Genomic DNA, 22,694 nt, shown 5'->3' with positions numbered 1-22,694 from the left:
AGTCGGTGTCGGCGTCGACGTCCGAAACGACTTCGTCGTCGGCCACGGCGACCGTCTCCTCGTCAGCAGCCGGCGTCCCGCGGGTGACCGCGTCGAGGTCAGCCGCCAGCGGGTCGGTGTCGGACTCCTCGTCGCCGACCGGGTCGGAGTCCGCGAGTACCGGGTCGTCGGACGCGTCGGCGGCCAACGGGTCGGCCGGCGCGTCGTCGCCGGGGTCGACCGCGGAGTCCACGGCGGAGTCTGCGGCGGACTCGGACGCGTCCGCACCGTCGGCAGGGTCGGGTTCCGCGGGGTCGTCCGGCTCCTCGACGGTGCCGGCGGAAAACGGAATCGACGCCGCGAGGTCGTCGTCGGTGTCCGAATCGACTGCTGGCTCCGATTCGGCCTCGGCGGTCGGTTCTGCCTCCGGTTCGGCCTCGGCGGTCGGTTCCGCCTCCGGTTCGGCCTCGACAGTCGATTCTTCCTCGGGTTCGGCTTCGACGTTCGGTTCCGCCTCCGATTCGAGTTCGGGATCCGCCGGAGCGGCTCCGTCGTCGACCCCGTCGCCGCTGTCCTCGACGAAGTCCGAGTCGGGGTCAGGGTCGGGGTCGGGTGCCGGGTCGGCGGCGTCCGCCGGTTTGGGAGTCGCGTCCGCTTCGTCTCCCGCGTCCGCCTCGTCCGTCTCGTCGTCCAGACCCGGAACCGGGACCGGCGTTCCGGTGAGCGCCTCGGCGAGCGCGCGATACCCCGCGGTCGCGATGCTGTCGGGCGAGTGAACGACGACCGGGTCCCGCGTGCTGAGCGCTTCGCGGATGGCCGGGGACTCGGGGACGACAGCGATGACGCCGGTATCGAGGAGCGAAGCGACCACGTCGGCGTTCGGCTTCGACTGGTCGACGCGCGTGAGGACGACGCCGACCACGTCGGCACCGATGCGGTCTGCGAGCTGTCGGGTCTTTTCCGTGTCACCGAGCGCCTCGCGCTCCGTCGTGGAGACCAGGATGACCTCGTCGGCGAGCTTCAGCGGGACGAACGTGTCGTCGCTCAGCCCCGCACCGGTGTCGATGATGACGATGTCGTAGCTCGCTTCGAGCGTCGAGATGATCGGTTCGAGCTCCTTGGCGTTCGCGGTCGCGAACGCTTCGAGCGCGTTCGAGCCGGGGAGCACCGAGAGTCCCGCCGGTCCGTCGTAGACGGCGGTCTCGACCGCCGCCTCGCCTGTCAATACGTCGTGAAGCGTCGCCCCATCCGGGTCGACGCCGAGCGCGCCGGCGAGATTCGGCATCCCGAGGTCACCGTCGACGACGACGACATCGTGACCGGCCATCGCGAGCGTCGTCCCGAGGTTGGCCGTGGTCGTCGTCTTTCCAACCCCGCCTTTCGCGCTGGCAACTGCGTACACCCGGGCCATAATTCCAACGTCGAAGTCCACCCGTGACAGCAACATAAATGTTCTCCGACCGCGCTCGTCTCGAAGTCGGGTCGTAGGGCGGCTCGTGCGGCGGGATACCGCGGAACGTGACCAGTCAAAGGTTACTTAGCCGCTGGAGGGACTAGGTGGAGTGATGAGTAGCGACGCCGAGGAGGCGAGCGAGGACCGCCGAAAGTACGAATTCAAGAAGGTCATCGAGGACCTGCGAGAGTACGAAGGGTCGGGAACGCAGCTCGTCACCATCTACATCCCCGAAGACAAGCAGATATCCGACGTGGTCGAACACGTCATCACGGAGCACAGCGAAGCGTCTAACATCAAATCGAAGCAGACGCGAACGAACGTCCAAGACGCCCTGACGAGCATCAAGGACCGACTCCGGTACTACGGGAACTTCCCGCCGGACAACGGCATCGTGATGTTCTCCGGCGCGGTCGACGCCGGCGGCGGCCAGACGACGATGGTCACCAAGGTACTCGAAAGCCCGCCGGAGCCGATTCAGTCGTTCCGGTACCACTGCGACTCGAACTTCCTCACCGGGCCGCTCGAAGATATGCTCATGGACAAGGGCCTGTTCGGCCTCATCGTCCTCGACCGCCGCGAGGCCAACGTCGGCTGGCTCAAGGGCAAGCGCGTCGAACCCGTCAAGAGCGCCTCGTCGCTCGTCCCCGGCAAGCAGCGAAAAGGTGGCCAGTCGGCCCAGCGTTTCGCCCGCCTCCGCCTCGAAGCCATCGACAACTTCTACCAGGAGGTCGCCGGCATGGCCAACGACCTGTTCGTCCCCAAGCGCCACGACATGGACGGCATCCTCGTGGGCGGCCCCTCGCCGACGAAAGACGAGTTCCTCGACGGCGACTACCTCCACCACGAACTGCAGGACCTCGTCGTCGGGAAGTTCGACGTGGCCTACACCGACGAGTCCGGCCTCTACGACCTCGTCGACGCCGGGCAGGACGCGCTGGCCGACCAAGAGGTCATCAAGGACAAAAAGCAGATGGAGGAGTTCTTCGAGAAGCTCCACCGCGGCAACGAGTCCACCTACGGGTTCGAGGCGACCCGGAAGAACCTCGTGATGGGGTCGGTCGACCGCCTCCTCATCTCCGAGGACCTGCGGAAAGACATCGCCGTCTACGACTGCGACGGCCAAGAGGAGTACGAACTCGTCGACCACCGTCACGACACGCCAACCCACGAGTGCGAGGGCGGCTCGGAGGCCGAACTGAAAGACCGCGAGGACGTCATCGAGTGGCTCATGGACCTCGCAGACCAGCGCGGCACCGAGACGAAGTTCATCAGCACCGACTTCGAGAAAGGCGAACAGCTCTACGACGCGTTCGGTGGCATCGCCGGCATCCTCCGGTACTCCACCGGCGTCTAAGCGACCTCCTCCTCGGCGTCTTCGCGCGCCACGCGTTCGACGGCACGGAGCGACGGCACTCAGAGAAACGCGTCCAACTGGCGCTGCCGGCGAGCGACGTCGAAGTGGGGGGCCGTCGCCGCCTGCTGGAGCCGGTCGAGCGTGAGGTGCACGTCGGTGCCCGACCGCTCGGCGAACTCGACGCAATCGACGATACCGGCGCGGTTGAGCGCGAGCGAGTCGAGCATACCGACGAGGAGCGCGACCGCCGCGCCCGCGTCGCCGTCGGGAAGCGCGCCCGCGAGCGGCCGCGACGCTCCGTCGCTCGGCGGTGCCTCGGTCGAGTGCAGTCGGAGACAGTCGGCGCACAACCCGACGGTCAGCGCCGCCTCGGGCGCGTGGGATTCGAGCGGTTCCGGCACCGCGAAGACGGCGAGGTCGCCGTCGCAGTCGGGACAGGACATGAGACGCTCTACGCGCCGATAGGATGAAAAACGGTCGGAGACCCGACCGAGAGAGGAGTCGAGAGAGAACAGGCGGCCCCGGTCAGTCTGCGGTCGCCGCTTCCGCGTCTGCGTCCGCGTCGGCCGCCGCCTTCTCCGCGGCGCGTTCTTCCTTTTCTTCTTCTTCCTTCTTCGCCTTGATTTTCTTCAGGCGGAAAATCTCCTCGCGCTCCTGTTCTTCGAGCTTCTGTTCGATGTACTCCTGATTCTCGTACAGCTCCGGGAGCAGTTTGAATTCGAGCGCGTTGACGCGGCGCTTCGTCGTCTCGATTTCCTCGAGCATCTTCTTCATGGCCGTCTCGACCTCCGCGGCGAGGATGATGGATTCGAGGAGTTCCTCGTAGGCGTCCGCGGCCTCGTCGATGCGGGCCGAGGAGCCGAGCAGCCCGTAGCCGCGCTGGTCGAGGCTCTTTTTCACGCGCGAGGACTCGATCTGCGGGACGACGACGCCCATGATGTTCTTCGACTGCGTCGTGATTTCGGGGTACTCCTTCAGCGCGGAGGCCGCGCCGCGGACCGCCACGTCGCCCTCCATGGCGCGGGCCATGTTGATTTTGTTCTGCGCGCGCTCGTAGTCCTGATTGAGGTTGGCCCGCACGTCCTGGGCCTGGTCGAGGATGTCCATGAACTCCATGATGAGCCCGTCACGCTTCTGTTCGAGCGTGTCGTGGCCCCGCTCGGAGAGTTCGATGCGATCTTCGATCGCCATCAAGTTCTTGCGGGTCGGCTTGACGTCTTCGGCCATCGTTGCCGGGGGTTGTTCGCCTGGGGTGTTAATCTTTTACTGTCTGGCCGGCCGGACCGGGCGAAATCGGGCGTGCTTGGAAGTGTCACGTCCGCGGGTCGGAGCCGAGATTCAGTCCGCAGGTCGCCACGGGTGCTGGAGTCGGCGCACCGGAGACGGTAGCCGTTGAGCGACCGTCAGAAAACCGGAGCCGCCCGACTAGTATGGGTCGCTGTCGAAAAATCGTGAGATGAGTTTGCGCTCCGCGGCGTGCAGGTGCTGGTGGAACGTCGCCCGCGAGACGCCCATCGTCTCCGCGAGTTCCTCGCCGGTGACGGCGTGGGGCCACTCGAAGTAGCCGCCGAGGTAGGCGAGTTGGAGCGCCGACTGCTGTCGGTCGGTGAAGTCGTCGGTGACGCTCGCGACGAACTCGCGGCGCGCCTCCGGCGGTTCCGACCGATTCGTGACGGAGCGGAGTTCGGCGTCCGCCGCGACCGTCTGCAAGTCGTCGAGGAGCGCCCGGCCCGCCACGCGGTCGGAAATGATGACCGTGAGCCGACAGCCGAGGCGGTCTACTTCGAGGTCGACGAGCCGCCCGCCCGCGTCGGCGACGAGGTGAAGGAGCGACCCGTCGTCGAAGGTGAGCTCGTAGAGTTCCGCGTCGTCGCCGCGGGGGAGAACATCGACGCTTCGAAGGCCGTCGAGGTCGGTGTCGGCTTCCTCGAACTCGGTCGCGGGGTGCGTCGAGACGAACAGGCTCACGGTCCCGTCGTCGTGTTGGGCCGAACCGCGATACGAGAGTTCGCAGTCGCCCGCGACGGCGAGTCGGACCAACGGCTGGGTCTCGTCGCGCACGTCGAGTTCGAGTTCGAGCCGCTCGTCGGACAGCAGTGACCGCCGGCTCTCGAAGGCGTCGATGGCCGCGCCGACCGCCCGCCCGAGCGTCTCGAACACCACTCGGACCTGCTCGTCGAGTTCCGCGACATCGGTGTAGACTGTCAGGACACCGTAGAGCGTCCCGCTGTGGACCAACGGGACCGCGATGACGGAGTCGAACGGGACGAGCGCCTCGGCGTGGACGCTGCCGTCGCCGACGGCCGCCGACTGGACGGCCCGCGACTCCGCGGCGCGAGCGGTGGGGTCGTCGGGATTCGACCGACTGATTTCGAGGCCGTCGAGGAACTCCGTGTCCGTTCCGGCCCGCTCGTTGGGAACGATGACCGCCGGCGAGAGGTCGCAGTGGCCGACCCACGCGCAGTCGAACGACCCCGCGGCGGTGACGCGGTCGCAGACGGCCGCTTCGAGTTCCTGTCTGCTCTCGGCGCGGACGAGCGCGCTCGTCACGTCCGCCAACAGCCCCTCGATGTGCTCGACGAGCGTCTGGAGGCGCGCGCGCTCCTCGTCGACTCTGGCGGCGTAGCGCTCGGCGGCCGCCTCCGCGCGCACGCGCTCGGTGATGTCCGTCTGGAAGCCGACGTAGTGCGTCACCTCGCCGTCCGGCCCGCTCAGCGGCGCGATATCGACCCGATTCCAGAACGTCTCGCCGTTCGCCCGGTAGTTCAGCAGTTCGACCGACGCCGACTCCTCGGCCTCGATAGCGCGGCGGAGTGCGGCGACTCGCTCGGGGTCAGTGTTCGGCCCCTGAAGATACCGGCAGTTCCGCCCCAGCGCCGCGTCGGCCGAGTAGCCGGTCATCGTCTCGAACGCCTCGTTGACGTAGACGAGCGGTCGGTCGGGCAGCGAGCAGTCCGCGATGGTGATGCCGACCGGAGCCTCGTCTATCGCCTGTTCCTTCAGGTCCTCCGTGATCTTGCTCGCGGCCGCCGCGCCGCGGCGACGCCACGCGACGGCGCTTTCGACCCGTTCTGGAAGCCGTTCGAAGAGGTTCGAGTCGACGACCGGGACCACGTCGGCCGCGCCCGCGTCGCGGGCGGCCGCCGCCGAGAGGTCGCCGTCGGGCGGGACGACGACGACCAGCGGAACCGCGAGCGCACCGTGGACCGCGTTCACGTGGGCGAGGCGGTCGGTTCCGAGCACGACGCAGTCGACCGATTCGGCCTCGGCGCGCCGGCCGGCCGCGTCGACCGAGGGGGCGACCGACACCGAAAGCGGCGAGAGCGCGTCCACGAGTCGCTCCCGGTCGACGGCGGGACCGACGACCGCGAGGACGCGAGTGGAAGACGAGGTGGCGTCCATGCGGAGTCGTCGTGGCCGAGACGTAAGGAAGTTCTCGCGGGCGACGCGCGGCCGCGCGGCTCGGGAGGCGAGCGTCGCGAATAGAAGCGGAGAATCGAACCGAGGGACGAACGCGGCGTTCGCCGCGGTCTAGGCTTCCGCTTCGACCGACTCGGCGTCTTCGTCGTAGTAGTCCTCGATGAGCTCTTCGTCGATACGGTTGAGCTCGGACTTCGGAAGCGTCGACAGGAGGTCCCAGCCGATGTCGAGGGTGTCCTCGATGGACCGGTCCGTGTCGAAGCCCTGGTTGACGAACTCGGCTTCGAAGCGCTCTGCGAAGTCGAGGTACTTGTTGTCGCGCTCCGACAGCGCCTCGCGACCGACGATGTTCACGAGGTCGCGCAGGTCTTCACCCTCCGCGTACGCCGCGTACATCTGGTCGGACACGTCGGCGTGGTCCTCGCGGGTGAGGCCCTCGCCGATACCGTCGTCCATAAGACGCGACAGGGACGGAAGCGGGTTGATCGGCGGGCGGATGCCCTGCGAGTTGAGGTCGCGGTCGATGTAGATCTGCCCTTCCGTGATGTAGCCGGTCAGGTCGGGAATCGGGTGCGTGTCGTCGTCACCCGGCATCGTGAGGATGGGAATCTGCGTGACAGACCCCTCGCGGCCCTCGATGCGACCCGCACGCTCGTAGAGCTGTGCGAGGTCGGTGTACATGTAACCCGGATAGCCACGGCGACCGGGGACCTCTTCGCGAGCCGCGCCGATTTCGCGGAGCGCCTCGCAGTAGTTGGTCATGTCGGTCAGGATGACGAGGACGTGGTAGTCCTTGTCGAACGCGAGGTACTCGGCGGTCGTCAGCGCGAGTCGCGGCGTGACCGTCCGCTCGACTGCGGGGTCGTCCGCGAGGTTCGTGAAGACGACGGAGCGTTCGAGTGCACCCGTGCGCTCGAAGTCCTCCATGAACTCGTTGGCCTCTTCCTGCGTGATACCCATCGCGCCGAAGACCACTGCGAACTCCGAGTCTTCGCCGCTGTCTTCGTCCTCGGGCACCGTCGCCTGACGGGCGATCTGGAGCGCGAGGTCGTTGTGGGGAAGCCCCGACGCGGAGAAGATGGGGAGCTTCTGGCCGCGGACGAGGGTGTTCATGCCGTCGATGGCGGAGACGCCGGTCTGGATGAACTCCTCGGGGTACTCGCGGGAGTAGGGGTTGATTGCCGCGCCGACGATGTCCCGACGCTCGTCGGGGACGATCTCGGGGCCGCCGTCGATGGGCTGGCCGGACCCGTCGAGCACGCGCCCGAGGAGGTCCTCGGTCACGGGCATCTTGAGGGTCTCGCCGAGGAACTTGACGGACGCGTTCCTGTCGATACCGGTCGTGCCTTCGAACACCTGAATCGCGACGAGGCCCTCGGAGGATTCGAGGACCTGTCCGCGCTTGGTCTCGCCTTGGGGCGTCTCGATTTCGACGATTTCGTCGTAACCGATCGGCTCGTCGACCTCGGCGAACACCAGCGGGCCGCTGATTTCGGTGATGGTCTGGTATTCCTTCATGGTCTCAGTACAGCTCGCGGAGCTGCTCGGTGATCTCTGCTTTGAGGTCCTCGATGTACGCCTCCCAGTCTTCCTGCACACCGATGCGGTTCAGCCGGGGAGCCGCCTCGATGGCCTGAATCTCTTCGACGGGGACGCCGGCTTCGAGCGCCTTGAACGCCTCGTCGTTGAACGTGTGGATGGCGGTGAGGATTCCGTACGTCTTCTCGGGGGAGCAGTACGTGTCCGTCGGGTGGAACGCGTTCTGCTGGAGGTACGCCTCGCGGAGGTAGCGAGCGATTTCGAGGGTCAGCTGCTGGTCCTCCGGCAGGGCGTCCTTACCGACGAGCTGAACGATCTCCTGCAGTTCGTTCTCCTCGTCGAGCACGTCGACGGCCCACTGGCGCTCTTCGGCCCAGTCGTCCTCGACGTTCTCGACGAACCACGGGTCGAGCTGCTCTTGGTAGAGCGAGTACGACTCGTTCCAGTTGATGGCCGGGAAGTGACGGCGCTCTGCGAGGTCCGCGTCGAGCGCCCAGAACGTCTTGACGATACGCAGGGTGTTCTGCGTGACCGGCTCGGAGAAGTCGCCGCCCGGCGGCGAAACCGCGCCGATGACGGAGACGGAGCCTTCCTCGCCGTTGACGGTCGTGAAGTAGCCGGCGCGCTCGTAGAACTCGGAGAGACGCGCGGCGAGGTACGCGGGGTACCCCTCTTCGCCGGGCATCTCTTCGAGACGCGACGAAATCTCGCGCATGGCCTCTGCCCACCGGGAGGTGGAGTCGGCCATGAGCGCAACGTCGTACCCCATGTCGCGGTAGTACTCCGCGATGGTGATGCCGGTGTAGATACAGGACTCGCGGGCTGCCACGGGCATGTTGGACGTGTTCGCGATGAGGCACGTCCGAGCCATGAGCGGGTTCCCGGTCTTCGGGTCGTCGAGTTCCGGGAAGTCCTCGATAACCTCGGTCATCTCGTTACCGCGCTCGCCGCAGCCGACGTAGACGACGATGTCCGCGTCGGCCCACTTGGCGAGCTGGTGCTGCGTGACCGTCTTCCCGGAGCCGAACGGCCCCGGAATCGCTGCCGTTCCACCCTTCGCGATGGGGAACAGACCGTCGAGGATGCGCTGCCCCGAGACGAGGGGTTCGCGCGGGGTCTTCTTCTCCGCGGCGGGGCGCGCCTGACGCACCGGCCACTCCCGGTGCTGTCTCTTATACACATCTCTGATGGCGCGAGGGAGNCCATCAGAGATGTGTATAAGAGACAGACCTTGTGCTCGATGGTCACGGTCTCGGGGACCGTCCCGACGACGTCGCCGGGGGCGACTTCGTCGCCCTCGGAGACGGTGGGTTCGAACTCCCACTTCTCGTCGAGGTCGATACCCGGCGCGTCGACACCGCGGTCGAGGAACGCCGAGTCCATCTTCGACTCCAGCACGTCCAGCGGACGCTGGACGCCGTCGTAGATGGCGTCCATCATCCCCGGACCGAGGTCGACGGTCAGCGGTTCGCCCGTACTCTCGACGGGTTCGCCGGGACCGACGCCGGAGGTCTCTTCGTACACCTGAATAGTCGTGAGGTCGCCCTCGATTTCGATGACCTCGCCCATCAGCCCTTCGTCGCCGACGTAGACGACGTCGTTCATGCGGGCGTCGAGGCCACGGGCGGTCACGACCGGACCACTCACGCTTGCGATGACACCGTCCTCGCGAACGGAATCTTGTGTTGCCTGACTCATGTTTGGTTATTCGTCCATCAGATCGATACCGATTGCTCTCTTGATCTGGTCACGGAGGCCGCTCGCGCCGCCGGAGCCGCCGAGCGTCACGAGCGTCGGCTCGATGCTGCGCTCGACCGACTGCCGGGCGTTGCGCGAGAGGTGGTCGAGGTCGTCTTCGTGCATCACGATGATGCCCACGTCCTCGTCCTCCAGCGTCCGCGTCACGGCCTCGTCGAGTTCGTCGTCCTTCGCTTCGTCCGGGACGTTCTCGAACTTGCGGACGCCCGCAAGCCGAAAGCCCGTGGTGAAGTCCGGACTGCCGATAACTGCGATTTCCTGGCTCATAGGATGACCAGCTCCGCTTCTATTGCATCGGGGTCCAGCCCGGCTTCGCGGCCGCGGGCGATGGCCCGGATGTTGTCAACCTCGCGCTCCTTGGCGAGGATGTACGAGACGATTGGCGTGACAGAAAGCGGGAACACGTAACCGAGCGTGTCCGCGTACTCCAAGAGCGCCGCGTCGAGGGCGCGCTCGAAGCCGATGAGGCTGTCTGCCGCTTCGAGGTCCGAAAGGGCCGCCGAGAGGCGGTCGCCGTATCGGCTGTCACGAATTTTCGACACCAGCTCGTCCGGGCTGGTCGCCAGCGACGCGAGCTCCGTCGCGCGGAACAGCGTGCCGCCCTCGATGAAGTAGTCGACGGGGTCGAGGTCGGCACCGCTGCGAGCGATGCGGAGCGCGTTGCGGGCGTTTCGGAAGTCGATTTCGGCTTCGAGGAACTCGCGGTACTGCTTTGCCTCTTCGCCGACGACCAGGTCGTCGAGCAACTGCTCGTAGAAGGCGCGGTCGACCGCGTTCTCCAGCGGGACGAGGACGCCGACTTCCTCGTACTCCTCGTAGGCGGCCGCGAGGCCGTCACCGAAGATGGTGCCGGAGAGAACGCTGACGACCTCTTCTATCTCGCCCGCGTCGAGCAGTCGCGAGATGAGGCGGTCGTCGAACTCGCCGGCGCGGATGAGGTCGGATTCGACCTCCTCGCGGGACGCACCGGAGTAGAGACCGCGGATAATCGTCTTCACGTTCCACGCGTCGAACTTGCGGAGATACCGCGCGATGAGGTCGTAGAGGCGGCCGTCTGCCCAGTCGAGGATATCGTTGAACTGCTTCGCCAGATTCTGGTTCAGCGCGTACTCGATGAGGTCGACGCCGGAAAAACGGCTGCCCAGCGCGTTGACCTCGGTTTCGTACTCCGATTCCTCCATGAACCGGGCGATTTCGGCCGGTCCCATGCGGACCAGTTTGCGGTACTCCTCGTCGCCGAACAGGGCACTACGTCGCGCTCGAACGCGAGCGATGACGTATTCGGGATTCGAGCCGCCGGTAGTGCTCATTGGTCGTCGAACAGTCGCGCACTCACTTCCTTCAGGTTGTCCTCCCAGACTGTGTCGAGGACCGAGTCGAAGGTGTTGTTCACCCGGACGCGCGAGTTCGACCCCTCGACCACGACGCCACCGAGGCAGTCGCGCTCGCCGGCGAACTCGTAGCCGTCGTAGTCTTCGAGGATGCTCGAAAGCAGCTCCTCGTCGTCGGCGCGGCCGTAGACGGAGACTTCGTCTGCGTCTTCGAACTCGACCGCCGCCGCGTCGAGCAGCGAGCGGGTGAGCTCTTCGCGACGGTCGCCTTCCAGCTCGGCGAGTTCGCGTTCGACCTGCTCGCGGACGCGCTGGAGCACGTCACGACGGGCGCTGAGTCGGGCCTGCTTGGCTTCGAGCTTCGCGCTGGAGAGCGCCTGTTCGCGCTCCCGTTCGAGTTGTTGCTCGACGTCCGCCTTCCGCGATTCGAGGAGCTCTTCGGCGTCGGCCTCGGCCTCGGCGACGATCTCGTCTGCCTGTTCCTGGCCGTCCTGCCTGATGTCCTCTGCGCGTGCGCGGGCTTCGTCTCGGATGTCCTCAACGACGTTGTCCAAACTCATAATGGGAAAGAGAGGGGGTGCTTAGGCCGCGAAGACAACGACCAGTGCGAGGATGACGAGGGTCTCGGGGAGAACCGTAAGGACCAGCCCGTTGACGAAGAGGTCGTCGTCTTCCGCGATGGCACCCATCGCGGCGGAGCCGATGCCACGCTCCGCATAGCCTGCGGCGAAGGCGGCGATACCGACGGAGAGGGCCGCCGCGGCGTCGGCGGTGATAGCGGGCGAGGAAGCGGCTTCACTCTGCAGTGCAGTCATGAGGGGTTCGATTGCTTCAATCATTGTGTGTTCCTGAGTACCGGATTGTCGTCTCCGAACGTCCGTATGTGCTGTTAGCCGTATCATAAAGGTTCCCAAAACGTCTGGAGCGGTCTGCCTACGGCGGCGGAATCGTCGTCATTGCAAAAAGCAGTCGCTCCGAGCGGACAAAAGTCAAAAAAGAATCGACGATGAGGGTTAGTCTTCGGTCGTGAACTCGCGGTCGTAGCCGAACGGGTTGTACGCGCGGCCGCCGCCCTCGAAGAACTTGTTGAAGAACTCGACGTACTCGAGACGCACGGCCTGCAAGCCGGCGCTCGTGACGCCGAGCGCGAGGACGACCAGGTGACCGACGACGAGGACGAGCAGTCCGCCCACGACGCCCGCGGCACCCGTGTGGAAGATGCCGCCGAACAGAATCTCGGTCACTTCGTGGCCGTGATAGCTCACCGTTCCTGCCGCTTCGAGTGCAGCAGCGTCGGGCATTCCGCCGAGCCCGAAGTGCCAGCCGCCGTGGTCGTCGACGTACACGCCGAAGACGAGCAGGTTGACGGCGAACGCCATCGACGCCTTCGCGATGAGGACCGCGCCGAGACGCGTGTACGACAGGACGTTCGAAAGCGGGGCGGCGAACTCGACGAGTTCGGCCAGTTCGGCCGTCCCGAGCAGCCCCGCGCCGAGGAAGTACAGCCCGAGGCCGATCCAGCCGACAGTGTACGAGAAGCCGGAGAAGCCGAGCGGGATGAGCCCGTCAGCCGCGAACGTGGTGAACAGGAACTCCGGCGGGACGCCACCGAGCGCGTCGCTGAAGATCCAGATCCACAGGCCGTTCAGCATGAGGATCCACGAACCGCTTTCGAGGACCGCCTCCTTCGCGCCGTGGAGTTCGTAGTTCTCGAAGAAGTCGAGAATGTACCCCACGTTGATGTGGAAGATACCGACGGCGACGCTCACGGTGAGCCAACCGAGGGCCCACTCAGAGGTGGCCGGCGACAGTCCCTTCTCGATGGGCGGGTGCGACAGCCCGAGCATTCCTTCCCAGAAGTACTGGGTGATGAGGTGGAAGCCGAATATCTCGCCGTAGAGGATGCCGAACAACGTCGTAAACAGCCCCGCGGCGAGGGTGACGCCACCCATGCTCTTGAGCGCACCGTCCTCGAACTTCGAGTAGAGGAAAAAGCCGATGGCGGTGTAGATGACACCGTACCCGAAGTCACCGATCATGAACCCGAAGAACGTCGGGAACGTCAGGAACAGGATGATGGTCGGGTCGAACTCGTAGTAGTTCGGGCGGTTAACCGCCTGCACGAGGATTTCGAACGGCTTGACAGCGCCGCTGTTCTTCTGGACGACCGGCGGGTCGTCGCTGGACATCGAGACCGTTCCGCCGTCGGTAACGGCGGCCGTGCCGCCGGTCTCGGTGACGTCCTCTCGCGCGTGGTCGTGTCCGTCACGCGAGAACTCGGCGCGTTCGAGCTCCTCGACGGCGACGTGCTCGCCGACCTCGTCTTTGAGCGTGCCCGCGAACGTGTTGTAGCGCTCCGTCGGAATCCAGCCCTCGGCGACGAAGGCGTTCTCCGTCGTCGCGAACGAAAGCGGCGCTTCCGTCTTCTGGACGTCGATTGCGAGTCGCTCTTCGGCGGCGAGGAGGAACTCGCCCTCCTCGACGGCGATGTCGTGGAGCTCGGATTCGACGGTTTCGAGCTTCGACTCGGTTTCGCGCTTCTGCTGTTCGAGGTCGCGGATGTGCTCTTCGGGGCTTCCCGAGGCGTCCGGGACTTCGAGCGTGGCGAACTCGACGCCGACCAGCGCGTCGGCGAGCGCCATCTCGTCGGCACCGTCGACCGGCCGACCGAAGACGGCGTGCGTGCGCTCGCCCGAGAAAATCTCGTAGGCGCTGATGTCGTCGGCGTCGACGACGGCGCGCTCGACGGGTTCGACCTTCCCCTGTCCGACGACGACCTGCAGGGTGTCGTACCCCGAAAGCAGGTCGAGGTCGAGTCCGAGGTCGACGAACGGCTCCATCGCGTCGATTTCTTCGTCCACCGCGCGGAGCTCGTTTTCGAGCTCGGAGCGGCGGTCGTCCAGTTCATTGACTTCGGCTCGAATCTCTTCGAGGGGCTCCCCGAGCGCGTCGTCGGGGACGATGCGCTGCCGGCCGGAGTCCGTGTCTTCGACCCCGAGGATGCTTTTGAGCGAGCGGACGGTGACGAGCTTATCGGACGCGCTCTCAGCGCCCTCGATGGGCGACCCCGTCTCGAATCCGAACTCCTCCTGCCACGAGCCGTCGTATTCGGTGACGTGCAGCAGTCGGAGGTCGTGGACGGCCTCGATGACCTCGGGCATGACGCCCTTAGAACCGGTCACCGAGACCTTGCTCATCTGCTCAGGTCTGAGCATCCACCGCCTCCTCGAATTTGCCGATGGCGAACTCGACCGCGTCGTCGATGTGGTCTTCCGCCTCGGCAACCAGTTCGTCGCGGGCGTCCTCGCCTTCTTCGAGGATGCGTTCCCGCTCCGTCTCTATGTCCGCGCGTCCCTCCTGAAGACGCTCGGATTCGAGCTCTGCGGCCTCTTCTTCGGCCTCGGAGCGAATCTCATCGGCTTCCTCACGCGCCTCCGCGACGAGCTCCTCACGTTCGGCCTCGGCCTCTTCAACGATGTCGTCGGCCTCCTGCTCGGCCGTTTTGATTCGTTCGAGAACCTCTTGTCTCGGCATACTCGTATCACAGGAACGTTGCACAAGCGCTGTATAAGGTGTTTGCGGAAAGTCTGTGACAGACGCTCGGAAAACGCGACGATTTACCCCCTCGAACGCCGACCGGCGCGGCGAATCCGCACCGTTATCATCGGCGAGTTCTAATCCCGGCGCGATGGGAGTCCTCGAAAACAAAGCGCGGGCCCGCCTGTTCTACAAGTACCTCTCGAAGGTGTACGACCGGGTGAACCCGTTCATCTGGAACGAGGAGATGCGCGACGAGGCGCTGGAGATGCTCGACATCCAGCAGGGCGACCGCGTCCTCGACGTGGGCTGTGGCACCGGCTTCGGAACCGAGGGACTGCTCCGCTACACCGACGACGTCCACGGTCTCGACCAGAGCATCCACCAGATGCAGAAGGCGTGGGAGAAGTTCGGCAAGCGCGACGAGGTCCGGTTCTACCGCGGGGACGCCGAGCGGCTCCCCTTCGCTGAGGACTCGTTCGACGTTATCTGGTCGTCCGGCTCCATCGAGTACTGGCCGAACCCGGTCACCGCGCTCGAAGAGTTCCGCCGCGTGGTGAAACCGGGGAGCAAGGTGCTCGTCGTCGGCCCCGACGACCCGAAATCCGGCGTCTTCCAGAAGCTTGCGGACGCCATCATGCTGTTTTACGACGAGGAGGAGGCCGACCGGATGTTCGAGGCCGCCGGCTTCGTCGACATCGAACACCACATCCTCCAACGCCAGCCGGGGAGCCCGCGGGCCATCGTCACCATCGCGCGCGCACCCGAGGAATAATCGCTGACCGCCGCGGTCGGCTCGTCGTCGCGACCGACTCACGACGCCGTCGCTTCGAGCGCCGCGACCGGCGTGTCGCCGTCGAAGACGCGGACGGTCACCGTCGCACCCGGCTCGATAGTCGGGTCGTTCGTCCCCGCGAGTTCGAGGGTCGCCGTCTCACCGACGGTCCACCGGGGGTCGGCCGCGGCGTTGAACGGGCCGGTCGGACCGGGTTGGAACCCGCTGGCCGAGAAGAATGGCACGGGCGGTTGGTGCGCGAGCGACTCACCGTCCACCGAGATACGAACCGCGAGCGAGTCCACGTCGAGCGGCGCGCCGCCCTCGTGAGTCAGCGACAGCGTGTCACCCGAGACCCCGAGCGACAGCGCCGTGGGTCGAGTCGGCGTCGGCGAGGCGTCGGCCGCGTCGAACGCCGCCGCGCCAACAGCGGCCGCGATGACGACCACGAGACCGATGAGGAGCACGCTCCCGATGAGTACTGACGAGCCGCGGGTCGAGCGGCGGAACTGACGAGGCATCGAGACGGGGTGGTCCCGTCATGGGATAAGAAGCTCCGGTCAGCTGACCGTCGGAGAACCGACCGTTGGCGAGTCGCCGGGTGCGCCTTGCGGGACCCTCCGGGAGGGGCCGGGCGACTCGGTCGATTCGGTCGGCGTCGACGTGACCGTCGGGGACGTGTCGTTTTCCGTGGCGGTTGGGTTCGCCGCGAGGGGGGGCGTGGGCGTCGGATCAGCCGTGAGCACGACCGCCGAGTTGCCCTTGATGACCGTGACGGTGTAGGGCGCTGACGGCGAGACGGTCCAGAGCGTCCCGTCGGAGCCGGTGTGACCCAACAGCGTGCTCTCCTGGCTGGCTTCGAGTCCAATCGTGACGTTCGCGTCGACCGGGTCGCCCGTCTCGCTTTCGTTCAACTGGATGCGGAGCGGTCCGCCGGGGTAGGTCCGGTCGACGGTGAGCGCCAGCCCGTCTCTGACCCCGGTGGCGGTGGCGGTGGTCGAAATCGACCTGAGGGGACGCGTCTGGGACTCCTTGAACACGCGTCCGCTTCCGGTGTCAACGTACGCCGTCAACTGTCCGTAGTTGTAGTTGATTCGCACGCGGTGGCTGTCGCCGGCACTGATGACGTTGGTCCCGTTCTGTGCGGTGCGGCTGGAGTAGATGGTCGGGTAGTTCTCCGCGACGATGTCGAGCGCCTCCTCGTAGGTGACCGTGCGCTGGTCGCGGTCGCGGAGGTCCGCGCGGTAGGCCTCGCGGACGTACTCGCCGTCGGCGACGACGCTGAGGACGACCCCGGTCTCGCTCGTCCGCACGGAGAACCGCGCGGCGTCGGCCTCGCCGGTCATGACCGCGACCGCGTGCGTCCGAACGGGGCCGGTGAACGTGTCGAGTTCGCGTTCGAGCGCCGCGAGCCGCCCGGAGCTAATCGAGAAGTCCGACGTTCGGCTCGTGACGTCACGGAGGGCGACGCGCCGCTCGTTGAGCGCCCGCGCCTCGGCGTCGATTCGCGCGAGTTCGATGAGGAGCTCTCGCGCGGTGAGGTTGTCGTCGTTGAACCGTTCGATGACGGAGCGCTGTGCGCTCTGGAGCGCGATTGCGCGCTGCTCGATGCCGTTTAGCTCGTCGAGGATGAGCTGTTGTCGGGTGCTGTCGTCGCTCGCGGACTCGATGCGCTCGATAGACGCCCCCGTCTGAATCCGCCCGCCGGCCCTGAGCGCGGAGAAGTCGAGAGAGGGACCGAGGTCGACGTGGTGGGCTTCGACCGTCGACCGGACCAGCTCCGACGACGGGATATCGAGGACGTGAATCGTCTCGTTGGACGGCGACTCGACCTGTGCGTGGGTCGCCCCATCGAGCGCCGGCGAGTGGGACGAGCCGTCGGTCGGACCGACCGCGCCGAGCACCGGCGACGCCACGAGGAGCATGACGACGACGAGTGGGAGGGCCTTCATCGCCGTGAGGGTACACGGGGGCAGTACTAAAATGACCCTCTTGCTGCTGTCGACGACGGCGACGACGGGGGCGTCTCTCGACGGCGTCTGACGCTGTTGAATCGATGGAAAGCGTTTTCATCGCCGGACGAAACGGATTTACGTATATGCGGAGCGCCGCCCTCATCGTTGCCCTCCTCACCATCGTCGCCGGCGTCGCAGTCCCAGTGACGGCCACGGACGTGGCCGCGGCCGGCACGCAGAGCGCGGACGCGGTCGCCGGCGTTCCCGACACCGATGTCACCGATTCGAGCGCGGACGCGGACGAGACAGCGACGCTCGCGAAGCTCGGCCGCGGACCGCTCGCCGCCCAACAGACGACGCTCGAACGGTCACCGGAGACGGAGATCTCGATTCAACTACGCGCTGATCGCTCCGCGAACTGGCGGGTCGAGACGCGCTACGAGCTCGAGACGCAAAACGAGACCGCGGCGTTCGAGGAGTTCGCACGGGAGTACGAGCAGGGAACCGCCGACGCCGGTCCCGACGCGGCGTTCTTCGAACGCGTCAGTCAGACGGCCGCCGGGCAGACCGGCCGGTCGATGGCGGTTCAGAACGCGACGACGAGAGGCTACGTCGAAAACGAGACCGGCGTCCTCGTGTTGACGTTCACGTGGACGGACTTCGCGGAACAGACCAGCGAGGGGCTGCGCGTCGGCGACGCCTTCTCGGCCGGTGACGACGGGACGTGGCTCACGTCGCTTCGGTCGAATCAGAACCTCACGATTCAGACGCCGCCGGGGTACGCCGTCAGCGACACGGACATCCCGCTCGAGAACAACGCCGTCGTCGTCGAGGGGCCGCGAACCTTCGAGTCGACCGAGCAGTTGAGCGTGACGTACGTCTCGACGGGCCCGGAACAGACGATTCCGTGGACGCTCGTCGGCGGCGGTGCGGTCGTCCTCGCGGTGCTCGTGGCCGGCGTCGTCCTGTTCACACGGCGGGGGCCGAGCGGGGCGGAGCCGGCCGGAGCGTCGGTGAGCTCCGAACCGCGACGGGAGCCGACGCCGGAGCCGGCCGACGAGTCCGCACCGGACGACGACGACGGTGAGGAGCGCGACGAGGTCGACGTCGACCTCGACCTGCTTTCGGACGAAGAGCGGGTCGAACTCCTCTTGGAACGGAGCGGCGGGCGGATGAAGCAGGCGAACATCGTCAAGGAGACCGGCTGGTCCGACGCCAAGGTCTCACAGCTCCTGTCGGCGATGGCCGACGAGGAGCGCGTCGAGAAGCTGCGTCTCGGCCGCGAGAACCTCATCTCGCTGCCCGACGAGGACGAAGACGAGGAGTAATCGGGCGACGGCGTCGCGGACGGCCGCGGTGCGAAAACGTTTATTCGCCCCGGTCGGTAGTGAACGTTGATGAAAATTCTCGTAACCGTCAAGGAGGTAGCCGAGGTCGAAGAGGACTTCGAGCTCGACGGGCTCCGCGTGGCGGACCAGTACCTCGACTACGACCTCAACGAGTGGGACGAGTACGCGGTCGAGGAAGCCGTCCAAATCGCCGAGGAGAGCGACGACGACGTGGAGGTCGTCGCCGTCACCATCGGCCCCGAGCGGTCCGAAGAGACCATCCGCATGGCGCTCGCCAAGGGCGTCGACCGCGCGGTCCGCGTGTGGGACGACGCGCTCGACGGTGTGGACCTGCTCGACGTGGCCGCGAAGACGCGCCTCCTCTCGGCGGTCGTCGAAGACGAGGACCCCGACCTCGTCCTGACGGGCGTGCAGGCCAACGACGACAGCTTCGGCGCGACCGGCGTCTCGCTCGCCTCGGCAATCGGCTTCGAGTGGGCCGCGGTCGTGAACGCCCTCGACCTCGACGCCGACGGCGGCGTGGCGAACGTCCGCCGCGAACTCGAAGGCGGCGTGGAGGAGCTCACCGAGGTCGACCTCCCCGCGGTCCTCACCATCCAGACGGGTATCAACGAACCCCGGTACGCGAGTCTGCGCGGGATTCGACAGGCCCAATCGAAAGAAATCAAGCCGCTCGCGCTCTCCGACCTCGGCCTCGACGCCGCGGCGGTCGAATCCGACCTCGTCCTGACGGACGTGTACGAGCCGGAGACCGAGTCCGACGCGACCTACTTCGAGGGTGACGCCGGGGAGCAGGCCGCCGACCTTGCGACCGTCCTCCGCGAGAAGGGGGTGGGCGCGCAATGAGCGACGTGCTCGCCGTCGTCGAGCACCGCCGCGGAAGCCTCCGCGACGTGTCGTTCGAACTCGTGACGGCCGGGAGCGACCTCGTCAGCGACACCGGCGGCGACCTCCACCTCGCAATCATCGGCGGCGACGTGGACGCCTTCGCCGAGGAGCTTTCGCTCGCCGGCGTGGACGCGATTCACACCGTCGCCGAGGGCGACGAGTTCAACCACGACGTGTCCGTGCAGGCCGTCGAAGCGCTCGCCGGGGAACTCGACCCCACGTACGTCCTCATGGGCAACACGGTCAACGGTCTCGACTACGCCCCCGCGGTCGCAGAGCGCCTCGGCCGCCCGCTCGTGACCGACGCCATCGGGCTGGAGAACGACGGCGGTCTCGTCGTCACCCGCGAGATGTACGCCTCGAAGGTCGAATCGACCGTGGAAGTCGACGCCGACCGCGCCGCGGTCACCGTCCGTCCGGGCGAGTGGGACGCCGCCGAGGAGCCGGGCGAGCCCGCCATCGAGGCGTTCTCGTTCGACCTCGATGAGTCTCGCGTGCGCTCGCGCGTGACCGGGTTCGAAGAGGTCGGCAGCGGCGACGTGGACATCGCCGACGCCGACGTGCTCGTCTCGGTCGGCCGCGGCATCGAAGAAGAAGAGAACATCGAGCTCGTGCAGGACCTCGCCGACGCGCTCGGCGCGACGCTGTCGTCGTCGCGGCCCATCGTCGACAACGGCTGGCTCCCCAAGGACCGGCAGGTCGGCCAGTCCGGGAAGGTCGTCACGCCGAAGTTCTACATCGCAGTCGGCATCTCCGGCGCGGTCCAGCACGTCGCCGGGATGAAGGGCGCCGAGAACATCGTCGCCATCAACACCGACCCCGACGCGCCCATCTTCGACATCGCCGACTACGGCATCGTCGGTGACCTCTTCGACGTGGTACCGGAGCTCATCGAGCAGTTCGAGTAAGTACCCGGCCGTTTTTTGGTCCAGATTTTTGCGGACGCGAACTCGTGAGCGTCCGGAAAAAGGTGGTCGTACGTGGTACCGGAGCTCATCGAGCAGTTCGAATAGAACCGTTTGCGCTGCGGGCGGCCCGAGGCCGCCCTCGGCAAAAGCGTCACCAAAAACGCTCCTCGCTCACGGCACGGGACAGCGTGGACGAACGTGAAACGCCCGGCGTGAGAGAACGCGAAAGGGCACACAATCTCGACCTCGCTGACGGGTCAGGAACCGCCGACGGCGACCGCCTCCGCGCTCGGTTTTCGGAAATCCGGTACGTACTTCCCTACCCAACCCTACGAACCGACAATGGAATACCTGGAGCGCCGGGTCACGATGGTAAACGACCGCCTCGAGGAGGTCGTCTCGGCGGTCGAGCCGTCGGAACTCGCCGACCAACTCGACCACGTCGCTCTCGCGGGGGGCAAGCGCGTCCGCCCCGCCGTGACCATCCTCGCCTGCGAGGCCGTCGGTGGCACCCCCGAAGACGCCGTCGACTTCGCGGTCGGCGTCGAACTCGTCCACAACGCCTCGCTCGTCGTCGACGACATCATCGACCGGTCTGACATCCGCCGCGGCACGCCGAGCGCGTGGGCCGAGTACGGCTACGGCCCGGCCATCATCGCCTCCGACGGCCTGCTCGGGGAGGCGTTCGCCCTCCTGTCGTCGTCCGACCGCGCCACCCGCATCGTCGCCGAATCGATGGTCGAACTCGGCGAGGGCGAGGCGACCGAACTGGTCGCGGTCCCCTCGAACGAAGCCGAGTACATGCAGCTCGCTCACCGCAAGACGGGCGCGCTGTTCCGCGCTGCCGCCGAACTCGGCGCGGTCGCCGCGGGCGGCGACGCCCACGTCGTCGAGGCGTTCGGTGACTACGCGGCCCGCGTCGGCGTCGCCTTCCAGATTCGCGACGACGTGCTCGACGCCACCGCCGACGCGGAAGAACTGGGCAAGCCCACGGGACAGGACGCCGAGATGGGCCGGCCGTCGCTCGTGCAGGTGACCGACCTGACCCCCGAGGAAGCGAACCGCCGGGCCCGCAAGCAGGCCGACGAGGCGCTTTCGGCCCTCGAGTCCTCGGGCGTCGACGACTCGGAGCCCCTGGAGTACCTCCGCGACCTCGCGGAGTTCGTCATCGTCCGCGAGAGCTGAGGAGTCGAGCGGAAACACAGTCTGCGGGGAACGCCGATTACGCCGGTTGCTCGTTTTCGCCGTCGGAGCCGGTCGGGTAGCGCGACTCCGCCACCGCGAACGTGAGCGTGCTCAGCACGCCGAGGAGCGTGCCGACCGTGAGCGCGACGGCGAGCCCGGGGAGGTAGAACTTCTGGACGCCGACGACGCCCTCGGGGAGGAAAAACCCGGAGAGCGCGTACAGTACGATGGCGATGGCGAGCACGTAGAACGGCGCGTTGAGATAGCGCCACTTGAAGCGGTCGTGGAGGTACTCGTCCGTCACCTGCCCGAGGCTGCTGGTGATGCCGGCGGCGGCGAACCACTCGACCGCGCCGTGGACGAGCGTGGCGAGGACGAGCCCCGCCGGGGGGTCGCCCGCGACGCTCTCCGAGACGGTTTCGAGGAGTTCGACCCCGCGGACGCCGCCGACGACGAGGAGCGCCGCGGCGGCGACGTAGGTGATGATGGTGACGCGGCCGGCGTAGAGGACGTTCCGCGCGCGGTTGGCCGCCTCGTCGACGGCTGATTCGAGGCCGAGCCCGCGAAACAGCGTGTACAGCCCGAGGAGCGCCGAGATGAGGCCGAGGACGACCGCGCCGGGCACGTCGAAGAAGCTGGCGATGGTGACGAAGGGGTAGATGAGAAGCAGGATGCCGAGCGGGACGAGGATGGTCCCGCGGGTCTCGGGGTCGGCGAGCACCTGCTTCATCGTGTAGTACATCGATTCGAGGTTCTGGGCCTGCCTGACGACGACCCGGCGAACCCCGTCGATGGGGACGCGCGAGCGGATGACCGGCAGGACCGACTCGTCCTGTGCGCCGTCGGTGATGACGATGGCGTGGACTGGCTCGCCGGTCGAGAGGCTCGCGAGGACGGTGTCTATCTCGTCGCCGATGGCGCGGTTCGCCTTCACGTCGCTGCCTTCCAACCCGGTGACCGCCGCGACTTCGACCTCCTCGTCCTCCGATTCGAGGAGTTCGTCGTGGACCTGAATGCCCTGAAAGAGGACGTTCACGTCGGAGTCCTCCGGGTCCGCGGTGGCCAGCGCCACCGCGGCGTCCTCGACGCGCTGTCGGCCGACGACGGGCGTCGACAGACCCGTCTTGCGGCCGAGGTCGTCGTCGAGGTCGACACAGAGGACCAAGAGCATCGTTGACTCCTATGCCACGGGGATATATCTGCTTTCGGGGGAGCGGTCGCGGTGGCGCGGTCCGTCGGTCTCACCGAGCGAGCGGTCGG

The 22,694-nt window shown here is 66.7% G+C and carries 20 protein-coding genes and 2 pseudogenes; 6 read left to right on the top strand and 16 right to left on the bottom strand.

All coding sequences use genetic code 11. The annotated features are described in order from the left end of the window. Positions 1–1,390 (bottom strand): cell division ATPase MinD (minD, locus tag C458_RS15060; protein WP_008577002.1); only part of this gene is annotated, 1,390 nt, incomplete at its 3' end. A gap of 154 nt (positions 1,391–1,544) precedes the next feature. Between minD and prf1 the strand changes: the two genes are divergently transcribed. Continuing rightward, a complete protein-coding gene (prf1, locus tag C458_RS15055; RefSeq protein WP_008577001.1) occupies positions 1,545–2,789 on the top strand; it encodes a peptide chain release factor aRF-1 in 1,245 nt (414 codons plus the stop codon). Positions 2,790–2,848: 59 nt separating this feature from the next. Here the strand turns inward: prf1 and C458_RS15050 are convergent, their stop codons facing one another. From C458_RS15050 to ahaH, 12 genes and pseudogenes are all read right to left on the bottom strand, one after another. Then, positions 2,849–3,232 carry a DUF6276 family protein gene (locus tag C458_RS15050; RefSeq protein WP_006600749.1) on the bottom strand — a complete coding sequence of 128 codons (384 nt, stop codon included), beginning with the start codon at positions 3,230–3,232 and terminating at the stop codon, positions 2,849–2,851. Positions 3,233–3,314: 82 nt separating this feature from the next. After that, positions 3,315–4,016: a V-type ATP synthase subunit D gene (locus C458_RS15045; protein ID WP_008577000.1), complete on the bottom strand. Its 702-nt coding sequence runs from the start codon at positions 4,014–4,016 to the stop codon at positions 3,315–3,317. A gap of 198 nt (positions 4,017–4,214) precedes the next feature. Next, positions 4,215–6,191 carry a bacterio-opsin activator domain-containing protein gene (locus C458_RS15040; protein WP_008576999.1) on the bottom strand — a complete coding sequence of 659 codons (1,977 nt, stop codon included), beginning with the start codon at positions 6,189–6,191 and terminating at the stop codon, positions 4,215–4,217. Positions 6,192–6,320: 129 nt separating this feature from the next. Continuing rightward, positions 6,321–7,727, bottom strand: coding sequence for an ATP synthase subunit B (locus tag C458_RS15035; RefSeq protein WP_008576998.1), 1,407 nt, complete (start codon positions 7,725–7,727; stop codon positions 6,321–6,323). A 4-nt stretch (positions 7,728–7,731) separates the two neighbouring features. Beyond that, a pseudogene (locus C458_RS15030) lies at positions 7,732–8,913 on the bottom strand (V-type ATP synthase subunit A); the annotation flags it as partial. Between the two features lie 65 nt (positions 8,914–8,978). Next, positions 8,979–9,446: pseudogene (locus C458_RS18945) on the bottom strand (V-type ATP synthase subunit A); the annotation flags it as partial. Positions 9,447–9,452: 6 nt separating this feature from the next. Further along, positions 9,453–9,773 carry a V-type ATP synthase subunit F gene (locus C458_RS15025; RefSeq protein ID WP_004044608.1) on the bottom strand — a complete coding sequence of 107 codons (321 nt, stop codon included), beginning with the start codon at positions 9,771–9,773 and terminating at the stop codon, positions 9,453–9,455. Further along, a complete protein-coding gene (locus C458_RS15020; protein WP_008576997.1) occupies positions 9,770–10,816 on the bottom strand; it encodes a V-type ATP synthase subunit C in 1,047 nt (348 codons plus the stop codon). The genes C458_RS15025 and C458_RS15020 overlap by 4 nt, the downstream gene beginning before the upstream one ends. Beyond that, complete coding sequence (locus tag C458_RS15015) at positions 10,813–11,397, bottom strand: V-type ATP synthase subunit E (protein ID WP_004044610.1); 585 nt, start codon at positions 11,395–11,397, stop codon at positions 10,813–10,815. Before C458_RS15015 ends, C458_RS15020 begins: the two co-directional genes overlap by 4 nt. Before the next feature lie 21 nt (positions 11,398–11,418). Continuing rightward, entirely contained in the window at positions 11,419–11,676 is a 258-nt protein-coding gene (locus C458_RS15010; RefSeq protein ID WP_004044611.1) for a F0F1 ATP synthase subunit C, read from the bottom strand. Positions 11,677–11,850: 174 nt separating this feature from the next. Further along, entirely contained in the window at positions 11,851–14,052 is a 2,202-nt protein-coding gene (locus C458_RS15005) for a V-type ATP synthase subunit I (protein WP_049908254.1), read from the bottom strand. Continuing rightward, entirely contained in the window at positions 14,039–14,371 is a 333-nt protein-coding gene (gene ahaH / locus C458_RS15000) for an ATP synthase archaeal subunit H (RefSeq protein ID WP_004044613.1), read from the bottom strand. The genes C458_RS15005 and ahaH overlap by 14 nt, the downstream gene beginning before the upstream one ends. A 154-nt stretch (positions 14,372–14,525) precedes the next feature. Between ahaH and C458_RS14995 the strand changes: the two genes are divergently transcribed. Beyond that, a complete protein-coding gene (locus C458_RS14995) occupies positions 14,526–15,149 on the top strand; it encodes a methyltransferase domain-containing protein (protein ID WP_008576991.1) in 624 nt (207 codons plus the stop codon). A gap of 38 nt (positions 15,150–15,187) precedes the next feature. On the opposite strand, the gene C458_RS14990 is transcribed toward C458_RS14995, so the two are convergent. Together C458_RS14990 and C458_RS14985 are read right to left on the bottom strand one after the other, a co-directional pair. Continuing rightward, the gene (locus C458_RS14990) at positions 15,188–15,670 is read right to left on the bottom strand and encodes a type IV pilin (protein WP_008579688.1); all 483 of its coding nucleotides are present in this window, start codon (positions 15,668–15,670) and stop codon (positions 15,188–15,190) included. Between the two features lie 39 nt (positions 15,671–15,709). Further along, entirely contained in the window at positions 15,710–17,101 is a 1,392-nt protein-coding gene (locus tag C458_RS14985; protein WP_008576988.1) for a hypothetical protein, read from the bottom strand. Between the two features lie 146 nt (positions 17,102–17,247). Here C458_RS14985 and C458_RS14980 point away from each other — a divergent pair, with 146 nt between their 5' ends. The 4 genes from C458_RS14980 to C458_RS14965 all read left to right on the top strand — a co-directional run bounded on the left by C458_RS14980 (position 17,248) and on the right by C458_RS14965 (position 21,434). After that, positions 17,248–18,432, top strand: coding sequence for a hypothetical protein (locus C458_RS14980; RefSeq protein WP_049897074.1), 1,185 nt, complete (start codon positions 17,248–17,250; stop codon positions 18,430–18,432). A gap of 69 nt (positions 18,433–18,501) precedes the next feature. Next, the gene (locus tag C458_RS14975; protein WP_004044618.1) at positions 18,502–19,299 is read left to right on the top strand and encodes an electron transfer flavoprotein subunit beta/FixA family protein; all 798 of its coding nucleotides are present in this window, start codon (positions 18,502–18,504) and stop codon (positions 19,297–19,299) included. Then, positions 19,296–20,249 carry an electron transfer flavoprotein subunit alpha/FixB family protein gene (locus C458_RS14970; RefSeq protein ID WP_008576982.1) on the top strand — a complete coding sequence of 318 codons (954 nt, stop codon included), beginning with the start codon at positions 19,296–19,298 and terminating at the stop codon, positions 20,247–20,249. Before C458_RS14975 ends, C458_RS14970 begins: the two co-directional genes overlap by 4 nt. Positions 20,250–20,591: 342 nt before the next feature. Beyond that, positions 20,592–21,434, top strand: a complete 843-nt coding sequence (locus C458_RS14965) for a polyprenyl synthetase family protein (RefSeq protein ID WP_008576980.1) — start codon at positions 20,592–20,594, stop codon at positions 21,432–21,434. Between the two features lie 37 nt (positions 21,435–21,471). Here the strand turns inward: C458_RS14965 and C458_RS14960 are convergent, their stop codons facing one another. Further along, complete coding sequence (locus C458_RS14960) at positions 21,472–22,605, bottom strand: DUF373 family protein (RefSeq protein WP_008576979.1); 1,134 nt, start codon at positions 22,603–22,605, stop codon at positions 21,472–21,474. Positions 22,606–22,694 lie beyond the last annotated feature (89 nt).

It is taken from the genome of Haloferax sp. ATCC BAA-644, from assembly GCF_000336975.1.
GTDB lineage: Archaea > Halobacteriota > Halobacteria > Halobacteriales > Haloferacaceae > Haloferax > Haloferax volcanii.
This window is presented reverse-complemented; position numbering and strand designations above follow the sequence as displayed.

Coding starts and splice junctions, on each gene's coding strand:
- prf1 (WP_008577001.1), top strand. CDS start 1,545: ATGAGTAGCGACGCCGAGGAGGCGAGCGAGGACCGCCGAAAGTACGAA.
- C458_RS15050 (WP_006600749.1), bottom strand. CDS start 3,232: ATGTCCTGTCCCGACTGCGACGGCGACCTCGCCGTCTTCGCGGTGCCG.
- C458_RS15045 (WP_008577000.1), bottom strand. CDS start 4,016: ATGGCCGAAGACGTCAAGCCGACCCGCAAGAACTTGATGGCGATCGAA.
- C458_RS15040 (WP_008576999.1), bottom strand. CDS start 6,191: ATGGACGCCACCTCGTCTTCCACTCGCGTCCTCGCGGTCGTCGGTCCC.
- C458_RS15035 (WP_008576998.1), bottom strand. CDS start 7,727: ATGAAGGAATACCAGACCATCACCGAAATCAGCGGCCCGCTGGTGTTC.
- C458_RS15025 (WP_004044608.1), bottom strand. CDS start 9,773: ATGAGCCAGGAAATCGCAGTTATCGGCAGTCCGGACTTCACCACGGGC.
- C458_RS15020 (WP_008576997.1), bottom strand. CDS start 10,816: ATGAGCACTACCGGCGGCTCGAATCCCGAATACGTCATCGCTCGCGTT.
- C458_RS15015 (WP_004044610.1), bottom strand. CDS start 11,397: ATGAGTTTGGACAACGTCGTTGAGGACATCCGAGACGAAGCCCGCGCA.
- C458_RS15010 (WP_004044611.1), bottom strand. CDS start 11,676: ATGATTGAAGCAATCGAACCCCTCATGACTGCACTGCAGAGTGAAGCC.
- C458_RS15005 (WP_049908254.1), bottom strand. CDS start 14,052: ATGCTCAGACCTGAGCAGATGAGCAAGGTCTCGGTGACCGGTTCTAAG.
- ahaH (WP_004044613.1), bottom strand. CDS start 14,371: ATGCCGAGACAAGAGGTTCTCGAACGAATCAAAACGGCCGAGCAGGAG.
- C458_RS14995 (WP_008576991.1), top strand. CDS start 14,526: ATGGGAGTCCTCGAAAACAAAGCGCGGGCCCGCCTGTTCTACAAGTAC.
- C458_RS14990 (WP_008579688.1), bottom strand. CDS start 15,670: ATGCCTCGTCAGTTCCGCCGCTCGACCCGCGGCTCGTCAGTACTCATC.
- C458_RS14985 (WP_008576988.1), bottom strand. CDS start 17,101: ATGAAGGCCCTCCCACTCGTCGTCGTCATGCTCCTCGTGGCGTCGCCG.
- C458_RS14980 (WP_049897074.1), top strand. CDS start 17,248: ATGCGGAGCGCCGCCCTCATCGTTGCCCTCCTCACCATCGTCGCCGGC.
- C458_RS14975 (WP_004044618.1), top strand. CDS start 18,502: ATGAAAATTCTCGTAACCGTCAAGGAGGTAGCCGAGGTCGAAGAGGAC.
- C458_RS14970 (WP_008576982.1), top strand. CDS start 19,296: ATGAGCGACGTGCTCGCCGTCGTCGAGCACCGCCGCGGAAGCCTCCGC.
- C458_RS14965 (WP_008576980.1), top strand. CDS start 20,592: ATGGAATACCTGGAGCGCCGGGTCACGATGGTAAACGACCGCCTCGAG.
- C458_RS14960 (WP_008576979.1), bottom strand. CDS start 22,605: ATGCTCTTGGTCCTCTGTGTCGACCTCGACGACGACCTCGGCCGCAAG.